Raw genomic sequence first — 25,075 nt, forward strand, 5'->3', positions numbered from 1 at the left:
CATGTCCGATCTTGGTTGGAATCCCCTGCATGGCGTGCCCTCCTATCCCGCGGAGCGCTACGCCGTTCTCGCCGACAGAATCGGCGGCATATTGCGCAGCCGCAATGACATAGTGCTGATGCAGGCCGAGGCGGTGGTGGCGCTGGAGGCGGCGGCGGTCAGCCTTGCGCGCCCCGGCCTTTCAGCACTCAACATCATCACCGGGCCCTATGGCGGCTGGTTCGGTCAATGGCTGCGGCGGGGTGGCGCGGCGGTCGCCGATATCGTCGCCGAACCGGGCCTGCCGATCGAGATCGAAACAGTCGCCAAAGCGCTCCAGACGGGTCCGAAGATCGATGTTCTCGCGCTGGTTCATGCCGAATCCGCGAGCGGCATTCTCAATCCCCTGCCAGAGATACTGGCGCTCGCCCGTAATCGCGGCATCGTCACCGTCGTCGACGCGGTCGCGTCGGTCGGCGGCCATCAGCTCGATGTCGATGATCTCGGCATCGACATTGCCGTGATCGGGCCACAGAAGGCGCTCGGCGGTCCGGCTGGCGTGTCCGCGCTTTCGGTCAGCGGCCGCGCCTGGGATCTGATGCTCAGTGACGGCGCACCGCGCGATTCGATCTTGTCTTTGGTCGATCTGAAGACCTGGGTCGACGGCGGCCGGCGTGGCCTGCCGGGAACACCGGCGCCGCTGGAATTCTTCGCGCTGGAGGCGGCGCTCGACCGCATCGAGGCTGAAGGCCTGGAAAATGTCGTCGCCCGCCATGCGCTGGCGGCATCGGCGACACGCGCCGGGCTTGCCGCACTCGGAGCCCCGGCTTGGGTACCGGCAGTAAAAGCGTCGAACCTGGTCACGGCCGTGCTGCTGCCGGAGGCGCTGGCGCCTGCTGCGCTGATCGCAACTGCTGGGCGGCTCGGGGTTGAGCTGACCGAAGGCGTCGGAACCGCGCCGGTCCGTCTCGTGCGGCTGAACCACACGGGTTCGCGCGCCACATTCCAGACGGTGCTGTCGAATGTCGTGGCGTGTGGCGCCGCCCTCAGGCAGGCAGGCCAACCCTCGGATATACCAGCCGCTTCGGAGGCAATATCCGCAGCCTACAGTCAATGAAAGCCATACTCGGCCCTTGATAATCATGGTTCATCAAGGCAGGAGAGTAGCAATCGCGGAGACTTGGTGCAGATGACAAGATTACTGGATGCGCAGGGCCTGGAGATCTCACATGAGGGGCACCGCACCCGCCTGAAATGGCACCGGTTGCGCAAGCGGTTTGCCGATCCGTTGTTCTCAGCCGAGGTGATGACGGAGGGATTTTCAGCAGGCGCCTCGATGGAGCTCGATCTGCGCGTACGTGCCGACGGCGGTTTCGTCGTGCTGCACGACAACGAACTCGAAGGCGAGACGACAGGACATGGACCGGTCGCCGAAAAGAGCATCGGCGATCTCCGCAATATCAACATGCAAGAGGGCGACCGGCCGCTGATCCTCAGCGAGGATCTGGCTGCCATGATGCAATCGACGCATCCAGCCGCATTGCTGCAATTCGACATGAAGGACGACTACGAAGCCATCGGTGCCAGGGGCGTCGCGCATCTGGCAACGCATTTTAGGGATATCACCGCCTCGGTGATCGTCAGCGCCGACAGTCTGGATCTCATCGTCGCGGTCAAGGAAAAACTTCCCCACCTCCTGCGCGGGATCGATTGTACAGACAAGCTCTACAATATCGGGCAGGCCCGAGGCTGGAAGGCGGTCGAGACGGAACTGCGCGCCGACCTCAGCGGCCCGACCGAGCCGGACACGATCTATCTCCACTGGCCGCTGATCCTGGATGCCGCCAATCAAGGCCTTGACTTGATCGCGCTCTGCCAGGATGAAGGCAAACGCGTCGATGCCTGGACCTTCACCTTGAAGGATCCGGAAGCCGGTTTCAGCGAAGAGGAATGGCAAGGCTTTTCGGCGCTGATGGCTCTGAAGCCGGATCAGATTACCACCGACGAGGCGCCGGCGACCGAACGTGCCTGGCGCCGTCGCATGGCGGATTAACCGGCGGACATTGGAGCATGCTGCCGAAAGGTGTGAGAGGCTTTCGAGACCCTGATTCTAGGTTTGTCGCCTGTTTTTTGCAGTTTGCATCATTTTAAACTTCTAATGCTATCCGTAGCCAGCAGACAAATGTTGGTGTCCGATATGCAAGTTGTTGATGCCGAAACAAATACTCGACAAGCAAATTCCAGCTTACAGGAAGCGTGGCATCTTGGGTGTACAGGCCGTTCGCTTGAGGCACTCACACTGGCCGGCGAAATCCTTGTTGATGCTGAGGCGCGGGGCGACGATCGCCTCGCCGCTCAATGCGACACCGACATTGCCTGGTACTGTTTTCAAATCGGCAAGGGCGAACTTGGACTGACGCATATCCGGCGGGCGGTAGACTTCTGGAAATTGAGCGGGGAACCCAAACAGGAATCCTATGCCCGGGCCTATTTCGGATGGTTGCTCTTGGAATTGGGCTTGCCGGAGGAAGCGATCCAAGAAGCGACCCGCGCGTTGGATCTGGCCGACAAGACCGCAGACCCGAAAGCGCAAAGCCTGGCGACCAACGTCGTCGGAATTATCTTCTGGTACAACAAGCAGCCCGACCGAGCCATCTTGATGAGCGAGAGGTCCGTCGCACTCGCCAGATCGATCGGCAACAAGACCTATGAATGCTGGTGGCTCATCAATCTCGGTGGCGCTCATTCGGAAGGCGGATATATCGCGCGGGCGCTCGGCCAGCCGGAGGAAGAACACCAGATGCTGGTCAGAGCGCTGGAACTGACCGAACAGGCGCTCGACATGGCGATCGAGATCGGCGACAGCTGGGCGGCTCGCATCTGTCTCGGCAACAAAGCCGAGTTCCACAGCCACCTGGGGGAACATGACGAGGCGCTCCAGTGTATGGTCCGCTACCGGCTGTTTCAGGAGAGCAACTACGTCCGGGACAGGCAGCAATATCTCTACACCTTGGGCCAGATCTACAACAATTCCGGAAAATTCGAAGAAGCCCTGTCGCCGCTCCTCGAGGCGATGGAGCTGATCGACGCCGGCGGCAGTTTCGATGCCTGTATTCAGATCTATCTCTATCTGTCGCAGGCCTATGAGGGACTGGGGCAGTTCGATTCGGCGCTGGCGGCCCATAAAAAATACCACCAAGCCTACTTGCGCAATAGTGCGGAAAAAACCCAGCAGCGCGCACGTCTCGCCGAAATCTACTATGAGACCAGGCGGTTTAAAGAAGTTGCCGAAACGGAGTCGAAGCGCGCAGAAACGCTGGAGGCCTCCTATCAGAAATTGCAGGAGCAAACCGATATCCTTGCCAGTGCCGTCTATCTGGACGTACTGACCGGGCTCTATAACCGCAAATATCTCGACAGCCGCTTCAAAGAGTTGACATCTGAGAAGCGCCCATATTCCATCGCTATGCTGGATGTCGACCACTTCAAGTCGATCAACGACAACTTCTCTCACATGATCGGCGACCGGGTCCTGGGTGCCATCGGAACTATATTGCGCGGCCAGCTACGCATTACCGATCAGGCAATTCGGTTTGGCGGCGAGGAATTCGTGGTCCTGTTCGCCGGCGCTCCCCGAGGCGCTGCAGATCTCTGCGAGAGGCTGCGTTCAGCCATTGAACGATGGGAATGGTCTGATATCTGCAACGGGCTGCACGTCACGATCAGCATAGGTCTCGCCAGTACCCTGTCTGCCAAGTCTCCGAACGAGGTTTTGGCGATCGCCGATCAGAATCTCTATGCGGCGAAAAAGACCGGTCGCAATCGCGTTGTTTCGTAGCGCTCGCAGTTCTCCAATCGGGTGTCGTGTCTGCGGTAATGGTGTGTCTATAACCCCTCGATGTCGAGGATAAAGCCGAATTCGCCGGCAAGCCCCGGCGAGTGGGCGATGACAGGTCCGCCCTGCGCAAGCAGCCTGTCGACCGGCGGCATCGCCACCACAGCGCCGGCCTCTTCGGCGATCAGCGCGCCGGCGAGCATATCCCAGGCATTGAGATGGCGTTCATAATAAAGGTCGGCAGCACCCTCGGCAACACGAACGAGGTCGATGGCGGCAGCACCCATGCGGCGATAATCCATGCCCCGTTCGTGGAGCCGCCGCGAGAGCGCGAGATGGTCGTCGAAGCTCGTCTTGCGGGAGTGGCCGAGAATGACAAGCGCATTGGCCGGATCGACGGTCGCAGCCGCATGGACCGGAATCCCGTCCTTGAAGGCGCCACCGCCGCGCACGGCGTGAAAGACTTTGTCTCCGGCAGCGTCGTAGACCACGCCGATCTCCACCTTTTCGCCGATGACGAAGGCGATCGAGACGCCCCAGTGCCGGAAGCCCCTGATATAGTTGGTCGTGCCGTCGATCGGATCGACGACCCAGGTGCCGCCCTTACCCGATCGTCCGCCGCTCTCTTCGCCCATGAACCTATCATCGGGAAAGCGCGAGAGCAGGCCGTCGCGGATTGCCTGCTCGGCCCTCCTGTCGGCGATGGTGACGAAATCCTGCAAACCCTTGTTCTCGACGACAAGCGAGCCGGAGTCGGAATCGTGCCGAAACCGGGCCGTTTCCCGCCCGACTTCGAGAGCAACGGTGATCGCGACCTCCGCCCGTGCGCGGATGGCGGCGGCGTCGAATGCGGCATTCATCACGCAGTCCTTCTTCTGATCAGTGTCACCGGCGTAAATTCGACACGCGCCGTAAGGTCCGGCTCGACGATGCGGCTCATCAGCAGGTCGACCGTCTTTTCGGCCTGGACGTCGCAGGGTTGGCGGATGGTCGTGAGATCGTAGGCGGTCCAGCTCGCCTGAGGAATGTCGTCATGGCCGATGATGGAGAGCGGCGGCGCATCATCGCGGCCGCGGCCCTGCATGACGCGGTCGATGACGCCGCAGGCCATGTAGTCGTTGGCACAAAACAGCCCGTCTATCCCGGATGCGGCAAGTTCGGCTGCCGCATCATAGCCGCTCCGGTAGTCGTTGATCCTGATCTGCAGGAACTGGGCCTCGACGCCGAGCTGCTTGCAGCGCGCGATGAAGGCCTCGCTGCGTCGCCGCGCCGTATAGGATATGGCAGGGGCGGCCATCACGGCGGGCTTTTTCACGCCGCTGTCGATCAGGTGGATTGCGGCGAGTTGGCCGGCCATACGGTCATCGGAGATAATGCGGTCGACGAAGGGAATGTCGTTGCCCTTGTTGATCAGCACGATTGGCACGCCTTCGCCCGCGCACTGCTCGCAGATCTCGGTCGGCGGTGCGTCCGAGGTGACGATGACGCCTGATACGGCGTAATGCAGCAGCTGGCCGATGACCGTCGAAGTGTCGGCCTCCGGCGAGGTCGGCAGCAGGATGGGGCGGAAATTGCGGGCGAGCAGCACTCTTGCCAGATTCTCGATTTGCAGCGTGCGGAACGGATTGTCGAGTCCGGCAGCGATGAGGCCGACGAGATCGGAGCGTTTGTTGGTCAGGCTTCGGGCAAGATAGTTCACCCGATAGCCGAGTTCCTTGGCGGCTTGGTAGACCTTTTCGCGCGTCTTCGGCGAGACGCTGGCATCCGGCGTGAAGGCACGCGACACGGCAGCGCGCGAGACGCCGGCCACGCGCGCCACGTCGAAGGAGGTTACCTTGCGCGGTCCCTTATCCCTGTCTGCCAACTGCTTTTTCCCTGCCTGCCGGTGGCCGCATCAGATCGGGCAGATCCGTGCAGATGCCGAGAACCGGAAGTTTCATGATATCAGCGAGGATGGCCGGCCGTTCCTCGTGCCAAAGCACGATCTCGCGGCCTTCCTCGAAGGCGCGACGCATCAACGCGTCGGTCACCAGATCCTGCGGACGCTCGCCTGCCCTCTCCCAGCAAAGATGCAGGATATCGGCCCCGGCCTCGTCGCCGAGCGCATGCGGATCGTGGCCGACCCGGATCAGCACGGAAAGCGGAAAATCGCAGGCGGCATCGCGAAGTTCGCGCACCTGCGCCGTATCGAAGGAACCGAGACAGGCGAAATGCTGGTTCATCTCGGCAAGGTGCCGCCAGCAAAGCAAGCCGGTTCCGGGCGCTTTGAGTTCGACGTAGAGACCGGTTCCGGTCTGGCGGCCAAGAGCGGCCACCTCCGAAAAACTTGGCACGTCGACGCCGTCGAGCCCTGCAAGCTCCGCCGCCGTCATGTCGGAAATGCGGCGGTCGATGCCGAAGACGCGCTCGAGGTGGTCATCATGCGAGACGACGACCACGCCGTCCTTGGTCAACTGCGTGTCGAGCTCCCACATCTCAGCCCCGAGTTCGGCGGCGCGGCGGAAGGCGGTGATGGTGTTTTCACGTTCATGGCCGCTGGCGCCGCGATGGCCGATGCAGAAGGGAAGCTTGCCCTTGCCCGACGGCCAGCCGTAACGCTCGAAGAATGCCGAGAAATCGCGGGGCATCAGAGCCTCCTGCCGTTTTCGTCGAAGACGAAGACGCCGCGGCTGTCGATCGCCCAGCGGACGTCGTCGCCGACGTGGATATCACTGCGTACCGGCTGGATGGAGCGCAGCAGTGGTCCGCCGGCAAGAGCCACGTCATAGAGGTTCTCGCGGCCCTGCGTTTCGGCAAAGGTGACCTTGCCCGGCACGGCGATGTCGCCTGCCGGCGTGAAATGCTCCGGCCGGACGCCGAGTATCAGCTTCGTGCCCTCGGCGGCACCGACGGTATCGGGCAGCGGCACGCGGATCTCGCTTTGCGGGATTGTGAAGGCGCCCTTGTCCGCGACGCCGCGCAGGAAGGTGATCGGCGGATTGCCGAGAAAGCCGGCGACGAAGGCGGTCCTCGGATCATTGTACATTTCGGCCGGCGTGGCGACCTGGACGATCTCGCCTTCCTTCATGATGGCGATGCGGTCGCACATGCTCATCGCCTCCACCTGGTCGTGGGTAACGAGAATGGCGGTGATGCCGGTTTCGCGCTGCAGGCGGCGGATTTCCGATCGCATTTCGAGGCGCAGCTTGGCGTCGAGGTTTGCGAGTGGCTCGTCGAGCAGCAGGACATCGGGCTTGCGGATCAGCGCGCGCGCCAGGGCCACGCGCTGCTGCTGGCCGCCGGAAAGCTCGGCCGGCCTGCGGCCCATCAGGTTACCGATCTGAACGAGGGCGGCGATACGGTCGACCCCTTGCGGATCTCGGCGGCCGGCATGCCCTTCACTTTCAGCGGAAAGCCGATGTTCTCGGTGACCGTCATGTGCGGATAGAGCGCATAGGACTGGAAGACGACGCCGACATTGCGAGCCTGGCTCGGCAGGTCGGTGACGTCGCGGTCGCCGAAGAGGATGCGTCCGCCGCTTGGCCGATGGATGCCGCAGACGGAAAACAGCGTCGTCGATTTGCCGCAGCCGGAAGGGCCGAGCAGCGCCAGCATCTCGCCGTTGCCGACTTCGAGCGTCATGTTCTCGATGACCTTGGTGGAGCCGAAGCTCTTCGAAAAATTGTCGAGGAGGATGCGCATCAGCCTTTGCTCCCGCCGCCGTAGATGTTCATGAGGTATTTGTTGAAGAGTGCGTAAACGATCAGCACCGGAACGAGGTAGAAGACGCCGACTGCTTTGAACATGTTGAAGTCATAATTGTTGTCATCGGCCAGGAAGGCAGCGAGATAGACCGAGAGCACCTGCACCTGATTACCAGGCGCCAGCACCTGCGGCAGGATGAACTCGCCCCAGCCGGAGAGAAAAGAGAAGAGGCCGAGCGCCATGATGCCGGGCTTGACCTGCGGCAGCACGAGGCTGCGCCAGACCCGGAAGCGCGAGGCGCCGTCGACGACGCCGGCCATCTCGATTTCCCATGGTACGGTGTCGTAAAAGCCCTTCATCAACCAAATGCCGAGCGGCAGGTCGATCGCCGCCTTTACCAGGATAACGCCGATCAGTGAATTGTAGAGGCCGATCATCTGCAGCACGATGAAGATAGCGATGATCAGCGTCACTGAGGGGAAGGCATGCAGCACCATGACGCCGGCGAGGAAGAAGCCGCGCGCCGGGACGTTCAGCCGTGACAGCACGTAGCCCGCCATCGACGAGACGATAAGCACGAGGCTGGTGGTGCAGGCAGCAAAGAGCAGCGTATTCACAGTCACCTGCCAGATGTTCGCCTTGCCCTCCGCCGTCTGCCAGAGGAAGCGCCAGTGGTCGAGCGTCAAGCCCGAAGGCAGCAGCGCGTCCGCCTGCTTGACGGTCACGGTGTCGAGGAAGAGATAGACATACATCAGGAGCAGCGGCATGCTGACGATGGTCAGCGCCGTTATGACAGGCCAGCTGCGGTAATTTGCCGAGGGCTGCGATCGTTCGGCCATGGTCAATCCTCGATCAAGGGCTTGGCGACAAGCGTGCCGTAGTTGAAGACGCGCAGATAGAGCAGCGACAGCACGACGCCGATGACGACGAGCACCAGCGCCATGGCCGCGCCCAGGCCGTATTCGAGATTGCCGGCATAGTTTCTGAGCGCAGTGTGATAGGCGGAGAGCGCCCAGACCTCGGTCGCGTTGCCCGGTCCGCCATTGGTGGCAAGCAGGATTTCATTGAAGGAGGCAAGCAGCGACAAGGTCTGGTAGCAGGTAACGAAGAGGATCGGCCAACGCATCTGCGGCAGGATGATGTAGCGGATCTGCTGCCAGCGCGAGGCGCCATCGACCTCGCTCGCATAGAACTGGCTCTTCGGAATGGCCTTCATCGCCGAGGAGAAGACCAGCATGCCCATCGAAGCGCCGATGAAGCCGTTGATCAGCACGACGAAGAACCAGGCGTTATAGGCGTTGTCGAGAAGATAGTTCTTCGGCGGATAGCCGAACTTGCCGATCAGGATCGAAATGAAGCCCGTGTCCCAGGCAAGCCACTTCCATAGCATGACGTAGATGACGACGGGGGTGATCCGCGGCAGGAGCCAGATGCCGCGGAAGATCGAGGCTGGCGTCGGCGGCATGTAATGCGTCCAGATGGCCAGCAGCAGCGCATAGCCGACATTGAACAGCATCAGCACCAGCGCGACGTAGAGCACGGTATTCAAGAGCACGCGCGCCATGTCGGGCGAGGTTGTCATGCGCGAAAAATTGTCGGTCGTCCAAACCCAGCCGGTATAAGTGGCCTTGGCAACCGTTTCCTTCTGCTCGGGTGTAAGTTTGAAACCCAGACTGTCCAGCGCCGAAAAGAGCTGCTCCTTGCTGTCGAAGCGGGTGTTGAGGACGGAGCGGTTGAACTGTTCGGAAATCTGCTTGACGTCGCGCGTCGAAGGCCGGTCGGCAAGATCCTTGAGCATGCGCTCGACGTCGCGGCGTGCGGTGAACACCTCACCTGCATGTTTGGCGCGCAATTCCGCGGCAATCCCCGGCGCGAGCCCGAGACCTTCGACAGCCTTGATCCCCGCCTCGTCGATCGTGTAGCGCGGCTCGGCCATCTCGGCGGCGATATCGGGCAGCGCCGATTTCAGCGCGATCAGAGAATTCGGCGCGATCTGGTAGACGCCGCCCGAAATACCGGTCGCCGTCGTCATGCTGGTCATCGAAAACACCGCCGTCAGAACGACCGGCATCAGAAAGAAGAGGATGATCATGATCGCGGCGGGCGCGATCATTACCAGTCCGAGCGTTCTGGACGATTTCATGGAAGCCCCCTCGTCGCGGACCGACCGGGCGGCGCTGCCGCCGCCCGGAAGAGTGCTTCGATCCCAGAGCATGATGCCGAAAAGTGTGAACGGTTTTCGGACGACGTCCTGCTCTAATCATTTAATTTAAAACAAGATTTCAGATTCAAGGCCGAGCCGGCCTGGAATCATCCTGTTCTAGCGGATGACGATCTTGTCGCCGAGCGTGCTCTTCAGCTCGCTCTCTGCATCACTGACCGCGGCGTCTACGGTCTTGGCGCCGGTCCAGGATGCCTCGAGGTTCTTCCACATGATGTTCCAATATTTGCCGAAATCGGAATTGTTCGGCATCGCATTGGCATGCGGCAGCAGGCGCTCGGTGGCTTCACGGGTCCAGCGGTCGGCCGAGTAGAAGTCGACCGTCGATTCCGACTTGGAGATGCCGAGATGGGCTGATTTGACCGCATGCAGCGCGTTGGTGCGCGGCTCGGAGGCGATCTTGACCAGCTGGGCGGCGATCTCGGTGTCTTCCTGGTCGTGACCCGCGGTCAGCAGGTAGACGAGCGGATGGGTCAGCGTGTTGGCCTTGCCGCCTTCGCCGGCGGGGATCAGCGTGAAGATCACGTTGCCGAAGAAATCCTTCAGGCCTTCCTGGTTGACGAGGCGGGCATAGTGCCAGGTGCCGCCGTCCCAAATGCCGGCTTTGCCGGTGGCGACTTCCTTCCACCACTGGTCGCCCGGCATGCCGATGTGGTTCTTCTTGGTGACGCCTGCCTTCACGGCATCGGCGAAGAACTGATAGGTGCGGGTCATCGCCGCCTTATCGAAAACGAGCTTGCCGCCTTCTTCCATCGTACCGCCGAAGCTGGTGTAGAACTGCCAGTAATCAGGGCCGTTGCTCGTACGCGGATAAAAGCCGTAGCCGGCCTGGACGAGACCCTTGTCCTGCATCTTCTTGGCGTCCTCGAGCAGGTTCTTCATGGTGTACTTGCCGTCCTGGACGTTCTGCGGCAGCGCATCCAGATCGGCATCGCTGTAACCGATCGCCTTCATGTAAGGCTTCCAGAAGAACATCGGGCGGGATTCAGCGTCCTGCGGGATACCGTAGACGGTGCCGTTATAGGACGCGATCTTCAACAGGTTTTCATAGATGTCGCTGAGCGGCCATGAGTCGAGATCGACATAATCTTCGATCGGAACGATGAGGCCCGCCTGCGACCAGGGCGCGATGTCTTCATGGCCGCTGACGACGATATTCGGGGCGGTCTTGGCTTCGGCGGCAAGCGTCAGCGCCTGCTTGAAGTCCTCCCAGGCCGAATAGGGCTTCTTCTCGACGGTGATCTTCAGGTCTTCGCCCTTGAGAGCAGCTTCGCGCTGCAGCTGCTGGGCTGCGATCTCGATCGCGTCGAGGCGATAAACGTCGTTCGGGCCGGTGCCGCCGGCCCAGACGCTGATGTGAACGTCCTTGGCGAGTGCAATTGCGGAGGTCGAGGCCAGGATGGCGGCTGCGACGGCAAGCGATTTCAATGTCGGCAAAATGGTCATCTTCTTCGTCTCCCTAGAAGAGCAGTGTGAGTCCTCTTGACGGGTCATCACTGTTGCGTGACGGCCGTTCCGAAAACCCCACGAAAACGTGGCGTATCCCGCTCTAGGGGTTGAACGTAACGGCCGAATGACAAAATTGAGCACGTGTGCAAAATTATTATGACGATGTTCTCGACGTGGTCAATTGCCGATGCAAAGATCAGTTCAGCTGAAAGTGAAATTCGACATCGACAGCGCTGAGGTCAAGTCCGTCGTCGCAACAGCGGCCTTGCCACAAGGGCACCCCCAGCCTCAAAGCCCCGACATTCCGCTCTTGCCTGTCTTTTGTCGATCAGCTAATGGTTGCGCTGGAGCAGTTTCAAGAATGGAGGCGTGCAATGACAGATATTTCCTCGTCCAACGCCTCTTTGGCATAGGCTTCCGAAGCTCCTTACCCTCGATTCAATCCGAGACCTTTCAAGCTTCACCATCCGAAGACGGCACCCGTTTCGCCTGCAGCGCCTGGGCGCGGCAACGTCCGCGCGCCATGGCGCTGCGATCTTCAGGTTTGAGAGAAGGGCGGTTCAGAATTCTGACCGCAATTGATCATGAACAATCAGCACGCCGGCGAGAGCCTGGCGAAATCCATGAGCGAGCTTTGCTCGCGATTTAGCTTTCGAGAGATTCTCGTCGCAAGCATCATTGCCCGATGGAGACGTCGTCGCATGGTGAGCAGCCTCGACTCTTTTCCATCATGGCTGCGCCGGGACCTCGCTCTGTCCGATGAATAGATCGACGCCTCGCTAATGTTGTCGGAGAATATCCGGCCGGGATGGTTTCAAGGCAAATCATCCCGGCCGGCTTGCCGCCGTGAAGGCACCAGGCTTCCGACTATGCCATCACGGATCTCTACAGCGGCCAAGAGGTCCATCTTCCAAACGCAATTGATCGCCACGCTTTGATTGAAACGCCTGGAACTTTGAGTTACGGAATCATCCTTGGTGTTTTGCATCCATCGCATCCCGCATCTTCCGATCATCATTTTGCACATCCGTTCCATGAGCCTTGAATCCGTCCGCGCCTACTTCCGCGCCCATGCACCCGATATCGAAATCATCGAAACCGCCGAGAGCTCCTCGACGGTGGCGCTTGCCGCCGAAGCCCACGGCGTTGAACCCGCGCAGATCGCCAAGACGATTTGCCTACGCGTCGGCGAGCAGATGATGCTGGTCGTAGCCGGCGGTACGGCAAGGCTCGACAATCGCAAATTCAAGGACACCTTTGGCGCCAAGGGGCGCATGCTCGGCGCCGAAGAGGTCGTGGCGATCACCAGCCATCCGGTCGGCGGCGTCTGCCCCTTCGGCCTGCCTTCGCCGCTGCCCATCTATTGCGACATCTCGCTGAAACGCTTCGATGAAGTCGTGCCGGCGGCCGGCTCGACGAACTCGGCCGTGCGGATCAAAACTGGGCGGTTGGCCGAGCTGACCGGCGCCAGTTGGGTCGACGTCTGCCAGTAACGCAGCCGAAGAACTTCACACGGGGGAAAGACTACCTATATTAGGTCCCGACATGCCGTGATTGTGCATGACAGGAGATCAGGAATGCCGAGTGCCGTTTCGCGTTTTGCCAAGATCGCGGCAATTGCCGCACTGACGAGCGCCACCGTTTTTGCTTCCCTCGACGATGCCGAGGCGCGCCGCGCCGGCAGCTTCGGTTTCGGAAGCCGCGGCACGCGCACCTTTCAGGCGCCGCCTGTCACCCGCACCGCACCTGCCCCGACAGCGCCGATCGAAAGGTCGATGACGCCGCGTCCGCAGACGACGGCACCTGCTACCGCTCAGCAGCCTTTCGGCGCTCAGCGCCCCGGTTTCTTCGGCGGCTTCGGCCGCTCGATGATCGGCGGCCTGATTGCCGGTGGCCTTCTCGGCATGCTGCTCGGCCACGGTTTCGGCGGCGGCTTCGGCTTCCTCGGCATGTTGCTGCAGATCGCATTGATCGGCGGCGCCGTCATGCTCGCCATGCGTTATTTCGCCAACCGCCGCCAGCCTTCCTACGGCGTCGGCGGCCAGAGCCAGTCCTATAGCATGTCGCCCGCCAACAATTCGTCTTTCCAGATCCCGGCGATCGGTTCGGGTGCTGGTTCCCTCCAGTCCTCGCGCGGCAACCGCTCTAGCGACGAGATCGGATTGGCGAAGACCGATCTCGACAAGTTCGAGGAACTGCTGACCCAAGTGCAGACCGCTTACGGCGCCGAGGATTACGGCACGCTGCGCAGGCTGACGACGCCCGAAGCGATGTCCTATCTTGCCGAGGAACTCGGCGAAAACGCCACCAACGGAGTGCGCAACCGCGTCTCCGACGTCAAGCTGCTGCAGGGCGATATTGCCGAAGCTTGGCGCGAAGATGGCCAGGAATATGCAACCCTTGCCATGCGTTATTCCTCGATCGATGCCATGGTCGAACGCGAAAGCGGCCGAGTCGTTTCAGGCGACGACCGCCGCCCGAGCGAAAGCACCGAGGTGTGGACCTTTGTGCGCATGCCGGGCGCCGACTGGAAGCTCGCCGCCATCCAGGGCACCGAGCAGCGCGCCGCCTAGCGCGGTGCGCCAAATTGGCCTTCCCTTAATTCACCACGACCGGCTTGGAGCGCATGCGGGAAACCGTTTCGCGCTCCGCCCGCTTGCAGCGCATTGGCGGCAGGCCGCGGTCCATCAGGTCCATATCTTCGAGCACCATGTCGCCCATCTTCTTGAAGGCGCTGTCGAGCGCACCGGCCCGATGCGCCGAGCGGAGGAAGCCCTTCAGATTGCGCACCGGATGGCCGGGCGGCAACGGTTCTTCAGGGTAGACATCGCTCGCCGCCACGATATGGCCTGACGAGACGGCCGCCATCAGCGCATCAAAATCGACGACATCGGCGCGGCTGAGCAGGATGAAGGCGGCGCCCCGGCGCATGCTGGCGAAGGCCTCGGTGCCGAGAAATTTGCTGTTTTCGCTGGTGACGGCGGCGGCGACGAAGACGAAATCGCTCTTCGTCAGGACGTCCTGAAGGCTTGCGGGCTCGACGCCGTTTTCCTCGATGATCGAGCGCGGCAGCCAGGGATCGAACACCCGGATGCGCGCCCTGAAGCCGGACAGGACCCGGCGCAGCGCTTTGCCGAGATCGCCGAAGCCGACGATGCCGATCTCGGAGCCGGCGATCAGCCGCGCGCTTGCATTCCCCTCGCCGCCCCAGAGTTCCGTGCCATGGCGGAAAGCGACATCCGCGTCGACGATGCCGCGCGCTAGGGCCAGCGCGAAACCGAGGCCGATTTCGGCGACCGGCTCAGCAAAGACCTGCCCTGTGGTAACGACATGGATGCCGCGCTGGAAGAGCACCTCGTAAGGCATGTTGTTGAGAAGATTGCTTTCGACGTTGAGGATCGAGCGCAAGGCCGGCATTCTGGCCAGCGTTTCGGCCGAAAGCGGCGGCTGGCCGATGATGTAGCGCGCGCTTCCGAGGATCTCGTCGCCGAGTCCGGCGACATTCTCGGGATCGGCCTCGACGATCTCGTATTTCGCATGCAGTTCGGCGCGCGCCTTGTCGCTGAAAATCAGATCGAGCGTGCGCGGCTCGGGCGCGCTGATCGCCAGCGGCCGTTCGGTCTTCGTCATGGGTGTCTCCTCCATCGCAGCGATTTGCACCGTCTCCGCTGGACGACTGATAAACCCTGTGGAGAACGGTTTCCAGTTCGATCTTGAGTCGCTGGGCGCTGAGAGGAGCTATCGAAAGCGGCATCTGCCCATCAGATAAGCACTTGAATTGACTTAGTATTCCATGGAGTTTTCGTTGACGGCGCCAATTCTTTGAACTAGCGTGATCTGTGCGACCTGGAACCATGTCTGTGTTCGGCGGCCGCGGGATATTCGAAAATTCACTAGGGGAATGAGCAATGAAATCAGCAATCAAGAGCGGCCTGCTTGCCTTGGCTGCCGCAGCGCTTCCAGCCGTCGCCTCCGCCCATCCTGCAATCGGCGAAGCAGCCGGCTTCAGCCATGGCTTTGCCCATCCGATGTCTGGCCTCGATCATGCCTTTGCCATGGTGATGGTCGGTGTTTTCGCATTTCAGCTCGGTGGCCGCGCCACCTGGCTCGTGCCGACGACCTTCGTCCTGGTGATGGCGCTCGGCGGTACCCTCGGCGCTGCCAGCATTGCTGTTCCCTTCGTTGAAATTGGCATCGCGCTTTCCGTCGTCGTCCTCGGCGCGGTCGTCGCGCTCAACGTCAAGGCGCCGCTGGCCGCAGCACTTGGTGTCATCGGCGTCTTCGCCATCTTCCACGGTCACGCACATGGCGCCGAAATGCCGGAAAATGCGGCCGGCGCCGCCTATGCCGCCGGCTTTATGATCGCAACCGCACTGCTGCATATCGCCGGCCTTGCGCTTGGTTACGTCATCGGCCGCGCCGGTGAAGGTCAGGGCGTTTTCGTGGCGCGCACGGCCGGTGGCCTTGCCACCATATCAGGTATCGGCCTTCTGGCCGGCTTGATCTGAGCCTGACGGCATTTCTGAACAAAAACCAGGCGGCGGCCTAGACATCTCAATTCGACAGAACGCCCGGCATGCGTAACGCATCGCCGGGCGTTTTTGCGTCGTCGCTGCAAAGCGCTAAGGATTTGATCCAAGTCAAATTCAGCCACGTCGCGTCCGGCTATATCTAGCCAAGGATCAACGAAGGGACATCCAAATTGACGCAGGCCAGCCTTGCCGATTGCCGGAGGGACGCAAAGGTCAGTATAGAGATTTCAGAAATTTCTGAAATCACAGACTCAACGGAAACGACCATGAACCTTCCGCCTCTCGTCCAGTCCTTCGTTCTCCATTTCGGCGAAATGGGATCGCGCTGGGGAATCAACCGCACGGTCGGTCAGATCTATGCCCTGCTCTTCGTTTCGCCAGCACCCGTCTGTGCCGAGGAGATCGCCGATTCTCTCGGCATCTCACGCTCGAATGTGTCGATGAGCCTGCGCGAGTTGCAGGCCTGGAACCTCGTCATCCTGAAACACAAGCCTGACGATCGCCGCGATTTCTTCACCACGCCTGATGATGTCTGGTACATTTTGCGGACGCTCGCCGAGGAACGGAAGAAGCGCGAAGTCGATCCGACGCTGTCTGTCTTACGCGAAATCCTGATGCAGCGGCCGGCCAGCGACGCCGAGCGCTATGCGCAGGAGCGCATGGGTGAGATGCACACGCTGATCGAGCAGCTGACGCATTGGTATGAAGATGTAAAACAACTTGAAACAGAAAGGCTTGCAACGCTACTCTCTTTGGGCGCGAAAGTGACGAAGCTTCTGGAGGCCAAGGACCGGGTGGTTTCGCTCGGCCGCAGCCGCCGGCCGAATCCTGCGAACAAGAGTTAGCGCCATGGGCACTGCTTTTTTCGACGCAAGAGACAGATCAGAGGCTCGGCCCCGGGATGGTGGTGCCGTTTCGCCCGGCCGTGACACAGCGAAAAGCGGGCTGCGCAGGGCGGCGATGCTGCAGGCGCTGGCCGCCGCCTTCTGGATTCCGCAAGCCGGCTTGCTGGCCATCTCGCTCGGCCGCATCGCCGATGGCGGCGGATTGCATGACGTTCTCTGGCCCGCCCTCGGTATCCTCGCCCTCGGGATCGCAAAAAGCTGTCTCGACGCGGCGGGCGGCCGCCTGGCCTTTCATGCCGCCCGCACCGAGCTCAGCCGCAGGCGGCAGATCGCCACCATGGCGCTTTCCACATCGTCGCCGATCGATCGCGACCGGCCAGCCTCCGGCAAAGCCGCAAGCGTGCTTGGCGAACAGGCCGAACTGATCGTGCCTTACCTCGCCCGTTTCCAGCCGGCACGCATGAAGGCGAGCCTCGTGCCGCTCATCATCCTTGCCTTCATCCTGCCGGTCTCCTGGATCGCCGCGCTGGTTCTGCTGTTTGCCGCGCCGCTGATCCCCATCTTCATGGCGCTGATCGGCTGGCGCGCCCAGGCGGCCAGCGAAAGGCAACTCGTCGCGACCGGCGGCCTCAACGGCTTCCTGCTCGATCGGCTGCGCGGACTGGCGACAATCCGTGCGCTCGACGCGGTGGATGCAACGGCACTGCGCCTGCGGTCGGAGGCGGAGTCGCTGCGTGTGCGCACCATGGCGGTGCTGAAGATCGCCTTTCTGTCCTCGGCGGTGCTTGAGCTTTTCGCCGCGCTCGGCGTGGCGATGATTGCCGTCTATGTCGGCTTCAGCCTGCTCGGCGAGATCCGCTTCGGCACTTGGGTAGGTCGGCTCGACCTGACCGAGGGACTGTTCATCCTGCTGCTCGCACCTGCCTTCTTCGAGCCTCTTCGCGAACTCTCGGCCGTCTGGCATGATCGAGCGGCGGGCGAAGCGGCGCTGAAGGCCCTGGACACCCTCGCTGCCGGCGGCCTGTCCATTCGAGGAGCAGTCGATGTCGCGCCAGCGGTCTCTGCCGTCGCCGAGACGCCGGCCATCCGTCTTGAGAATGTCGATTTCCGCTACGCCGCCACTGAACCGTTGATCCTCGACGATTTCGACCTCGATATCGCGGCCGGCGAACATCTGGCGCTTCTTGGCGCCAGCGGTTCCGGCAAGTCGACGCTTCTTTCGCTGATTTCAGGACTGGCGCCCTGCACCGCTGGCCGCATCGTCATCGGCGGCATCGAACTTGCGGAAGACAGCGCCCACGCCTTGCGCGCCAGCATGGTATGGATCGGCCAGAGACCGCATATTTTCGCAGGCACCATCGCCGGCAATATCACGCTCGGCAGGCCCGGTCTCCTGCGCAGCGACGTGACGGAAGCGCTCGACGCCGCCAGGCTCGGAAAAGTCGCCGCCGCCTATGGCAACCGGCCGCTCGGCGAAGGCGGGATCGGGCTTTCCGGCGGGGAGGCGCTGCGGCTTGCGATCGCGCGGGCAGCCTGCAATCCGCATCTCCGAATCATCCTGGCCGACGAGCCGACCGCGCATCTCGACGCAGCCACCGCCGCCGAGGTGACCGACAGCCTGCTTTCGCTCGCCAGGGGCCGCACTTTGCTCGTTGCGACCCATGATCCGCTGCTTGCCGCCCGCATGCATCGCGCCATGCGCATCGATGCCGACATCGTTATGAGGGAGGCCGCCGAATGAGCGGATTTGCTGCAGACCTCAAGCCGATCCTGCGTCTGTTCCTTGCCGAGCGCCGGCGTGCGCTGCTGCTTGGCGCAGCACTTTCGGCAGCGACGGTGACAGCCGGCATCGCCCTGCTTGGCCTGTCCGGCTGGTTCATCACCGCCACCTCGCTCGCCGGGCTTTCGGCCGCTGCCGCCATCACCTTCGACGTCTTTGCGCCCTCAGCCGGCATTCGCCTGCTCGCCATCATCCGTACGGCCGCGCGCTACGGCGAAAGGCTGGCGACCCATGACGCAACGCTCGGCGTGCTCGCCGCCCTGCGCGAAAGGCTGTTTCGCGGCTTTGCCGAACCGGGTGCGGCTCGCACGCTGTTGCATCGACCCGCAAAGCTGCTTTTCCGGCTGACGGCCGATATCGATGCGCTCGATTCCCTCTACCTGCGCATCCTCGTGCCGGCTGCAGTCGCGATCGGTGCAGCCCTGGCGGCAAGCGTCGTGCTGGGGCTGATGCATCCCCTGTTCGGTCTGTGCTTCGGCCTTTTTCTCGCCGGTGCCGGCCTCGGCCTGCCTGTCATCGCCGGGCGGGCGGCGCGCAAACATGCCCGCCGACGTGCCCGTGGCATCGAGGCGCTGCGGTCGCGAACGATCGATCTCGTTGCCGGCCAGACCGATCTGCTGATGGCCGGCCGCCTTGCCGCGCAGACAGGTACCATCGCTGCGGCCGACGCCTACTCGGCCCTCGCCGACGACCGGCTGAACCGTGTCGAAACCGGCCTGACATTCGGCTTCGGCCTTGTCTCGACCCTGCTGCTGACGGCATCGCTGCTTGCCGTTGCGGCGGTTGCGGAAACGAAGGTGATTGCCGCTCCTGTCGCCGCACTCGGCCTGCTCGTCGCCTTTGCGGCAGTCGAACCCTTCGCGGCGCTCCGCCGTGGTGCCCTGGAACTCGGCAGGACGTTGCTTGCGGCAAAGCGCATCGCGCCGCGGCTTGCCACCGCGGCAGCACCCGAACCATTGGCGGTGCCGGTGCCGGGATGCGTTTTTTCGCTGGCGAAGGTGTCGGCCTTCCATGAAAACTCCGCTGTGCCGGCGCTCGAGGATATCGAACTCACCCTTCAACCGGGCCAATGCCTCGCCGTCATCGGTAGCAGCGGCGCCGGCAAGTCGAGCCTGCTTACCCTCCTTTCCGGTGAATTGCCGGCAAGGACGGGAAGTGTTGCCGCGATGGCGGCGACGCTGCTGACACAACGGACGGAACTCTTCGAGGACAGCCTGCGCGGCAACCTGCTCCTTGCAAACCCGGATGCGAACGAGGCCCGTCTTCGCGAAGCGCTCGCCGCCGCCGGGCTGCTTGCCGATATCGAGGCCATGCCGCGGGGGATCGATACCCCGCTCGGCGAAGGCGGGCTCGGCCTTTCCGGTGGCCAGTCGCGCCGGCTGGCGCTTGCCCGGCTCTTCTTGCGCGACACGCCGCTCTGGCTGCTTGACGAGCCGACCGAGGGCCTCGATGGTGTCACCGCCCGCGACGTGCTCGCCCGTCTTTCCGCGATGGCGGCGGGCCGCTCGCTGGTGATCGCCACGCATATCCGCCGCGAGGCTGCGATTGCCGACCGCATCGCCGTCATCGAAGGCGGTCGCATCACAGAAATTTCGCGCCGCGGAGAGGCGGCGTTCGAAAAGGCGCTCGACCGGCTTCGGCCGGACTGAGCGAGACCGCATGCCCTGAGCGCTGATCGGCGCTGAGGAACGCTTGTATCCCGTGGGACCGTGGGAGAAAGACAATGGAACTAGATATCGTAGCACTTTCGCGCTTCCAATTTGCGCTGACGGCGCTTTACCACTTTCTGTTCGTGCCCTTGACGCTCGGCCTGTCCGTGCTCTTGGCGATCATGGAAACCGTTTATGTCATGACCGGCCGCCAGATCTGGCGGCAGATGACGAAATTCTGGGGCACGCTGTTCGGCATCAATTTCGTGATCGGTGTCGCCACCGGCATCGTCATGGAATTCCAGTTCGGCATGAACTGGAGCTATTACAGCTATTATGTCGGCGACATCTTTGGCGCGCCGCTGGCGATCGAAGGCCTGATGGCCTTCTTCCTCGAGGCGACCTTCGTCGGGCTGTTCTTCTTCGGCTGGGAAAAACTGTCGAAGGTCGGGCACCTGGTCGCCACCTGGGCGGTGGCGCTCGGCTCGAACTTTTCCGCGCTCTGGATCCTGATCGCCAATGGCTGGATGCAGAATCCCGTCGGCTCGGCGCTCAATCCGCAGACGATGCGCATGGAGATCACAAGCTTCTTCGACGTGGTCTTCAACCCGGTTGCCCAGGCGAAATTCGTCCATACGGTGTCGGCAGGTTACGTCTGCGCCTCGATCTTCGTGCTCGGCGTTTCTGCCTGGTATATCCTCAAAGGCCGGCATATCGAACTTGCCAAGCGCTCGATGACGGTCGCCGCCTCCTTCGGTCTCGCATCGGCACTATCAGTTGTCGTGCTTGGCGACGAGAGCGGTTATCTCGCGACCGAGAACCAGAAGATGAAGCTCGCGGCAATCGAGGGCATGTGGAAGACGGAACCGGCGCCGGCGGCCTTCACCGCCTTTGGCTTCCCCGACCAGGAGGCGCGCGAAACGCATTTTGCCGTGCACATTCCCTGGGTCATGGGCCTGATCGGCACGCGCTCGCTGACGACCGAAATCCCCGGCATCGACAAGCTCGAACAGCAGGCAGAAACCCGCATTCGGGACGGCATCAAGGCTTACGACGCGCTGCTGCAGATCCGTTCGGCACCGGCACAGGACCAGGTTGCGCAGGAAGTGCGCAGCTCCTTCGAGGATCTCGGCCACGATCTCGGTTACGCTCTTTTGCTGAAGCGTTACGTCGACGATCCGCGCCAGGCGACCGACGAGCAGATCGTTCAAGCCGCACGTGATACCATCCCGCACGTGCCGACGCTCTTCTGGTCCTTCCGCATCATGGTTGGCCTCGGTATCTTCTTCATCCTCTTGACCGCCACCTTCTTCTGGCTGTCGGCGCGCCGCCATCTCGACAAATATCCGCTGCTTCTGAGGATTGCCGTGCTGGCGATCCCCCTGCCCTGGGTCGCCATCGAACTCGGCTGGGTCGTCGCCGAGTTTGGCCGCCAGCCCTGGGTGATCGAAGGCGTTCTGCCGACGGCCGCCGCCGTCTCCAGCCTCGGCGCCGGCACCGTGCTTCTGACCATCATCGGTTTTGCGGCACTCTATACGACGCTGATCGTCATCGAGATGGGCCTGATGATCAAGGCGATCAAGCAAGGGCCGGAGCCGGACGACGAGCCGGAAGCGGTTCTGATTTCCGAAACCCTCGTCCCGGCCGCGGAGTGACCTGCCATGATCCTTCACGAACTCATCGACTATGAAACCCTGCGTCTCATCTGGTGGCTGCTGCTCGGCGTATTGCTGATCGCCTTTGCGACGACAGGCGGTTTCGATCTCGGCGTCGGCACGCTGCTGCCTTTCGTTGCCCGGACCGATCCGGAACGGCGCGTGGCGATCAACACCATCGGCGCCACCTGGGAAGGCAACCAGGTCTGGCTGATCCTCGGCGGCGGCGCCATCTTCGCCGCCTGGCCGCCGCTTTATGCGGTCTCCTTCTCGGGCTTCTATCTGGCGATGTTCGCGATCCTGTTCGCGCTCATCCTGCGCCCGGTCGGTTTCAAATATCGGTCTAAGCGGGAAAGCGCCAATTGGCGTAATGGCTGGGACTGGGCACTCTTCGTCGGCGGCTTCGTGCCGTCGCTGATCTTCGGCGTTGCCGTCGGCAATGTGCTGCAGGGCGTGCCTTTCCGCTTTGCCGACGATATGCGGATCTTCTACGAAGGTTCGTTTTTCGCCCTGCTCAACCCTTATGCGCTGCTCTGCGGACTGCTTTCCCTGGCCATGCTGACGATGCATGGTGCGGCCTGGCTGGTGCTGAAGTCGAGTGGCCCGGTCGCCGAGCGTGCCAGAAGCTATGGCAGCATCGCCGCCCTTGCCGTTATCGTGCTTTTCGCACTCGGCGGCCTCTTCCTGTGGATCGGCGTCGGTGGCTATCGCATCACCAGCGATATCAGTCCGATCGGCCCGTCCAATCCGCTGCTGAAGACTGTGGCGCTGGAGAAAGGCGCATGGCTTACCAATTATGCCACCCATGCGTGGATGATCGTCGCGCCCGTCCTCGGCTTCGTGGGCGCGGCACTGGCCTTCACTGCCTTGCGTGCAAGGCGCGAGATCATGACGCTGCTCTTCAGCAAACTGGCGATCTTTGGGATCATTTCGACGGTCGGGCTGTCGATGTTCCCATTCATCCTGCCCTCCTCGCTCGATCCGCGATCGAGCCTGACGGTCTGGGATGCATCCTCCAGCCACATGACGCTGTTCATCATGCTTGTAGTGACGGTGATCTTCCTGCCGATTATCTTCGCCTACACAGCCTGGGTCTACAAGGTTCTGTGGGGCAAGGTCGATGAGAAGTCCGTCACCGATAAAAATAGCCACGCATACTAGCGCGGTTCGGCAGAACCGCTCTAACCTTTTGTTTTTACGCAATTCCGGACGGAAAACCGCTTCGCAGTTTTCCTGGAATTGCTCTGAGGGAGATGAAACGATGTGGTATTTCGCATGGATCCTCGGCCTGCCGCTGGCCGCCGCCTTCGCCGTCCTCAACGCCATGTGGTATGAGCTGATGGACGACGCGTCCAGGAAGAAAGCTTCCGAGCCGCGCAAGTAGAAATGCAAGGGCGCGGCTCAAACCGCGCCCTTTCGTGTTGCGTCAGCCTTCCAGCCACTTCACCTGATCGGGTGTGAGCTTGATGTCGAGCGCCGAGAGGCTGTCCTCCAGTTCGGCGACGGTGCGCGGCCCGATCAGCGGAATAACCGGAAAAGGCTGGGCGATCACATAGGCGAGCGCGATATGGATCGGATTGCGGCCGAGCTTGTTGGCAAGCTCGATGGCGCGGTCGCGGCGTCCGAAGTTGCGCTCGGAATACCAGACCCGGACGATCTCCTCGTCATCTCGCTTGTCGCGGCCGGCGCGGTCGGTAAAGAAGCCGCGGCCCTGGCTCGACCAGGCAAAGTTAGGGATCTGCTTCTCGTTCAGCCATTTCTTCCAGTCGTCATCAGAAGCGGCAACGCAGCCGGCCCAGATCGGATCGAGCATCTCGGCGAGCGAGAAGTTGTTGGAAAGCGCTGCCGGCGCCGCCTTGCCAGTCTTTTCGGCATAGGCGATCGCTTCGTCGAAGCGGGCCCGCGTCCAGTTCGAGCCGCCGAATATGCCGCGGATGCGTCCGCGCTTGACCTCGGCATCCATGGCATCGACGAACTCGCCGACGGGAACGTCGGTATTGTCGCGATGCATGAAATAGATGTCGACATAGTCGGTCTTCAGCCGGGAAAGCGACTGGTCGAGCTGCTTTGCGATCATATCGGGATAGCAGAGCGGCGAATGCGCGCCCTTGCCGATCAGCACGATCTCCTCGCGCGGCACCTTGCGGCTTGTGTGCCAGTCGCCGAAGATCGCCTCCGTCTTGCCGCCGCCATAGACATAGGCCGTGTCGAAGGCATTGCCGCCGGCCTCGTAGAAGGCGTCGAGCGTCAGCGTGGCAGAGGCGAAGTTCGGAAAGAACTCGAAGCCGAGTGTCACGACCGAGGCCGGCTTGGAAATGCCGGGAATCTGACGCTGCGGAACGCTGTTGCCGCGCACGACCGCGCCGCCGGCAATGTTTGCCGTGCGCTTGCTGGCTTTTTCAACGCCGTATTCGAGGCCGACGGAGGCCCGCCACTTGTCGAGTACACGCAGGTTTCCGATCAGATCTGCCCAACTCATGCCGGGAGAGCTGAATTCGGTCTTGCCGGCGCGGATGGCATCACCCGCCGCATCCGCCTCGAAGGAATAGAGCCAGCGGTCTTCCCTCAGTTCGACGGTTTCTCGGCTGCCGCCCTTGAAGATCTCGATCTTGCCGACGCCGCCCTTGTGGCCTGAGGCGAACCAGAAGTCCGAAACCTCGATCCGGCCCTCGGAGCCGATGATGCGCAGGACATTGTCCTGCTGCGCCATGATCGAGCAGGAGACTTCGGCGATGATCTCGTTCGGGAACTTGAGCACGGCAGATGCCCATTCATCGACGCCGCTCTCTCCGAGATGGGCGACGCCCGAAACCTTCTCCGGTTCCCGGAAGGCCTTGCCCTCCGCGGCGCCTGATATCAGTCTGGCCATCGAGACCGGATAGCCGCCGACATCGAGAATGCCGCCACCGGCGGTATCGTTGGCGAAAAGCCGGTGTTCCGGCTTGTAGCTGCCCATATTGAAGCCGAAGCTCGAGCGGATGATCCGAATGGTGCCTATGACGCCGCTTTTGACGAGTTCGACCAGCTTTTGCGTCTGCGGATGCACGCGGTACATGAAGGCCTCGCCGGCAAAGACGCCGGCTTTTTTTGCCTCGTAGTAAACGGCTTCGGCATCATAAGCCGAGAGCGCGATCGGCTTTTCCACCAGTATGTGCTTGCCGGCGCGTGCCGCCTTGATCGCCCATTCGGCGTGGCCGGTGTGAGGGACGGCGATGTAGATCGCATCGATCTCCTTATCGGAGAGCAGCGCCTCATAACCATCGACGATGCGGGCGCCGGGGAAACCTTCGGCAAGGCCCGGCTTTGCCGGATTTCGGGTAGCGATCGCTACCAGCTTCCCCGTACGAGAATGGGCGACGCCGTCTGCAAAGGTGCGGGCGATGGTGCCGGGGCCGATAATGCCCCAGCGGATCGGTTGATCTGAAGTCATGGAAAATCCTCTTTCG

21 protein-coding genes and 1 pseudogene are annotated in these 25,075 nt (G+C 62.0%); 12 read left to right on the forward strand and 10 right to left on the reverse strand.

All coding sequences use genetic code 11. The annotated features are described in order from the left end of the window. Position 1: 1 nt before the first annotated feature. The 3 genes from ACS4RR_RS25180 to ACS4RR_RS25190 all read left to right on the forward strand — a co-directional run bounded on the left by ACS4RR_RS25180 (position 2) and on the right by ACS4RR_RS25190 (position 3,817). Positions 2–1,096, forward strand: a complete 1,095-nt coding sequence (locus tag ACS4RR_RS25180) for a pyridoxal-phosphate-dependent aminotransferase family protein (protein ID WP_456190340.1) — start codon at positions 2–4, stop codon at positions 1,094–1,096. 72 nt (positions 1,097–1,168) lie between these two features. Next, positions 1,169–2,032, forward strand: coding sequence for a glycerophosphodiester phosphodiesterase (locus ACS4RR_RS25185; RefSeq protein WP_456190341.1), 864 nt, complete (start codon positions 1,169–1,171; stop codon positions 2,030–2,032). Positions 2,033–2,161: 129 nt separating this feature from the next. Then, positions 2,162–3,817 carry a GGDEF domain-containing protein gene (locus ACS4RR_RS25190; protein ID WP_456190342.1) on the forward strand — a complete coding sequence of 552 codons (1,656 nt, stop codon included), beginning with the start codon at positions 2,162–2,164 and terminating at the stop codon, positions 3,815–3,817. A 47-nt stretch (positions 3,818–3,864) separates the two neighbouring features. Here the strand turns inward: ACS4RR_RS25190 and ACS4RR_RS25195 are convergent, their stop codons facing one another. From ACS4RR_RS25195 to ACS4RR_RS25230, 8 genes and pseudogenes are all read right to left on the reverse strand, one after another. Further along, entirely contained in the window at positions 3,865–4,674 is an 810-nt protein-coding gene (locus ACS4RR_RS25195) for an inositol monophosphatase family protein (protein ID WP_456190379.1), read from the reverse strand. Next, complete coding sequence (locus tag ACS4RR_RS25200) at positions 4,674–5,678, reverse strand: LacI family DNA-binding transcriptional regulator (RefSeq protein ID WP_456190343.1); 1,005 nt, start codon at positions 5,676–5,678, stop codon at positions 4,674–4,676. The genes ACS4RR_RS25195 and ACS4RR_RS25200 overlap by 1 nt, the downstream gene beginning before the upstream one ends. Then, a complete protein-coding gene (locus tag ACS4RR_RS25205) occupies positions 5,662–6,441 on the reverse strand; it encodes a glycerophosphodiester phosphodiesterase (RefSeq protein ID WP_456190344.1) in 780 nt (259 codons plus the stop codon). Before ACS4RR_RS25205 ends, ACS4RR_RS25200 begins: the two co-directional genes overlap by 17 nt. Further along, complete coding sequence (locus ACS4RR_RS25210; protein ID WP_456190380.1) at positions 6,441–6,986, reverse strand: TOBE domain-containing protein; 546 nt, start codon at positions 6,984–6,986, stop codon at positions 6,441–6,443. The genes ACS4RR_RS25205 and ACS4RR_RS25210 overlap by 1 nt, the downstream gene beginning before the upstream one ends. Positions 6,987–7,073: 87 nt before the next feature. Continuing rightward, positions 7,074–7,495 (reverse strand): annotated as a pseudogene (locus ACS4RR_RS25215) (ATP-binding cassette domain-containing protein); the annotation flags it as partial. Continuing rightward, a complete protein-coding gene (locus ACS4RR_RS25220) occupies positions 7,495–8,337 on the reverse strand; it encodes a carbohydrate ABC transporter permease (RefSeq protein ID WP_456190345.1) in 843 nt (280 codons plus the stop codon). The pseudogene ACS4RR_RS25215 and the gene ACS4RR_RS25220, both read right to left, overlap by 1 nt. Before the next feature lie 2 nt (positions 8,338–8,339). Then, positions 8,340–9,641 (reverse strand): carbohydrate ABC transporter permease, encoded by a 1,302-nt coding sequence (locus tag ACS4RR_RS25225; protein WP_456190346.1) that lies wholly within the window; start codon positions 9,639–9,641, stop codon positions 8,340–8,342. Positions 9,642–9,818: 177 nt separating this feature from the next. Then, positions 9,819–11,165 (reverse strand): extracellular solute-binding protein, encoded by a 1,347-nt coding sequence (locus ACS4RR_RS25230; RefSeq protein WP_017969236.1) that lies wholly within the window; start codon positions 11,163–11,165, stop codon positions 9,819–9,821. A gap of 1,037 nt (positions 11,166–12,202) precedes the next feature. On the opposite strand from ACS4RR_RS25230, the gene ACS4RR_RS25235 reads away from it, so the two are divergent. Both ACS4RR_RS25235 and ACS4RR_RS25240 read left to right on the forward strand, forming a co-directional pair. Beyond that, on the forward strand, positions 12,203–12,661 hold the full coding sequence (locus ACS4RR_RS25235) for a YbaK/EbsC family protein (RefSeq protein WP_222386049.1): 459 nt from the start codon (positions 12,203–12,205) through the stop codon (positions 12,659–12,661). Positions 12,662–12,745: 84 nt separating this feature from the next. Further along, entirely contained in the window at positions 12,746–13,741 is a 996-nt protein-coding gene (locus tag ACS4RR_RS25240) for a Tim44 domain-containing protein (RefSeq protein WP_456190347.1), read from the forward strand. A gap of 25 nt (positions 13,742–13,766) precedes the next feature. Here the strand turns inward: ACS4RR_RS25240 and ACS4RR_RS25245 are convergent, their stop codons facing one another. Continuing rightward, positions 13,767–14,798, reverse strand: coding sequence for a hydroxyacid dehydrogenase (locus ACS4RR_RS25245; RefSeq protein WP_456190348.1), 1,032 nt, complete (start codon positions 14,796–14,798; stop codon positions 13,767–13,769). Positions 14,799–15,076: 278 nt separating this feature from the next. Here ACS4RR_RS25245 and ACS4RR_RS25250 point away from each other — a divergent pair, with 278 nt between their 5' ends. The 7 genes from ACS4RR_RS25250 to cydX all read left to right on the forward strand — a co-directional run bounded on the left by ACS4RR_RS25250 (position 15,077) and on the right by cydX (position 23,013). Further along, the gene (locus ACS4RR_RS25250; protein ID WP_456190349.1) at positions 15,077–15,676 is read left to right on the forward strand and encodes a HupE/UreJ family protein; all 600 of its coding nucleotides are present in this window, start codon (positions 15,077–15,079) and stop codon (positions 15,674–15,676) included. A 290-nt stretch (positions 15,677–15,966) separates the two neighbouring features. Further along, positions 15,967–16,545 carry a GbsR/MarR family transcriptional regulator gene (locus ACS4RR_RS25255; RefSeq protein ID WP_222386053.1) on the forward strand — a complete coding sequence of 193 codons (579 nt, stop codon included), beginning with the start codon at positions 15,967–15,969 and terminating at the stop codon, positions 16,543–16,545. A 4-nt stretch (positions 16,546–16,549) separates the two neighbouring features. After that, the gene (cydD, locus tag ACS4RR_RS25260; protein WP_456190350.1) at positions 16,550–18,286 is read left to right on the forward strand and encodes a thiol reductant ABC exporter subunit CydD; all 1,737 of its coding nucleotides are present in this window, start codon (positions 16,550–16,552) and stop codon (positions 18,284–18,286) included. Continuing rightward, positions 18,283–19,974: an amino acid ABC transporter ATP-binding/permease protein gene (locus ACS4RR_RS25265; RefSeq protein ID WP_456190351.1), complete on the forward strand. Its 1,692-nt coding sequence runs from the start codon at positions 18,283–18,285 to the stop codon at positions 19,972–19,974. Before cydD ends, ACS4RR_RS25265 begins: the two co-directional genes overlap by 4 nt. Positions 19,975–20,048: 74 nt before the next feature. Further along, a complete protein-coding gene (locus ACS4RR_RS25270) occupies positions 20,049–21,629 on the forward strand; it encodes a cytochrome ubiquinol oxidase subunit I (protein WP_456190352.1) in 1,581 nt (526 codons plus the stop codon). A gap of 6 nt (positions 21,630–21,635) precedes the next feature. After that, positions 21,636–22,790, forward strand: coding sequence for a cytochrome d ubiquinol oxidase subunit II (gene cydB, locus ACS4RR_RS25275; RefSeq protein WP_017969245.1), 1,155 nt, complete (start codon positions 21,636–21,638; stop codon positions 22,788–22,790). A 100-nt stretch (positions 22,791–22,890) separates the two neighbouring features. Then, the gene (gene cydX, locus ACS4RR_RS25280; protein WP_170256866.1) at positions 22,891–23,013 is read left to right on the forward strand and encodes a cytochrome bd-I oxidase subunit CydX; all 123 of its coding nucleotides are present in this window, start codon (positions 22,891–22,893) and stop codon (positions 23,011–23,013) included. Between the two features lie 42 nt (positions 23,014–23,055). Here cydX and ACS4RR_RS25285 read toward each other — a convergent pair whose 3' ends face one another. Next, on the reverse strand, positions 23,056–25,059 hold the full coding sequence (locus ACS4RR_RS25285; protein ID WP_456190353.1) for an aldo/keto reductase: 2,004 nt from the start codon (positions 25,057–25,059) through the stop codon (positions 23,056–23,058). Between the last annotated feature and the right edge of the window lie 16 nt (positions 25,060–25,075).

This window comes from Rhizobium zaerense, assembly GCF_051810725.1.
In the GTDB taxonomy this organism is placed as follows: domain Bacteria; phylum Pseudomonadota; class Alphaproteobacteria; order Rhizobiales; family Rhizobiaceae; genus Rhizobium; species Rhizobium leguminosarum_I.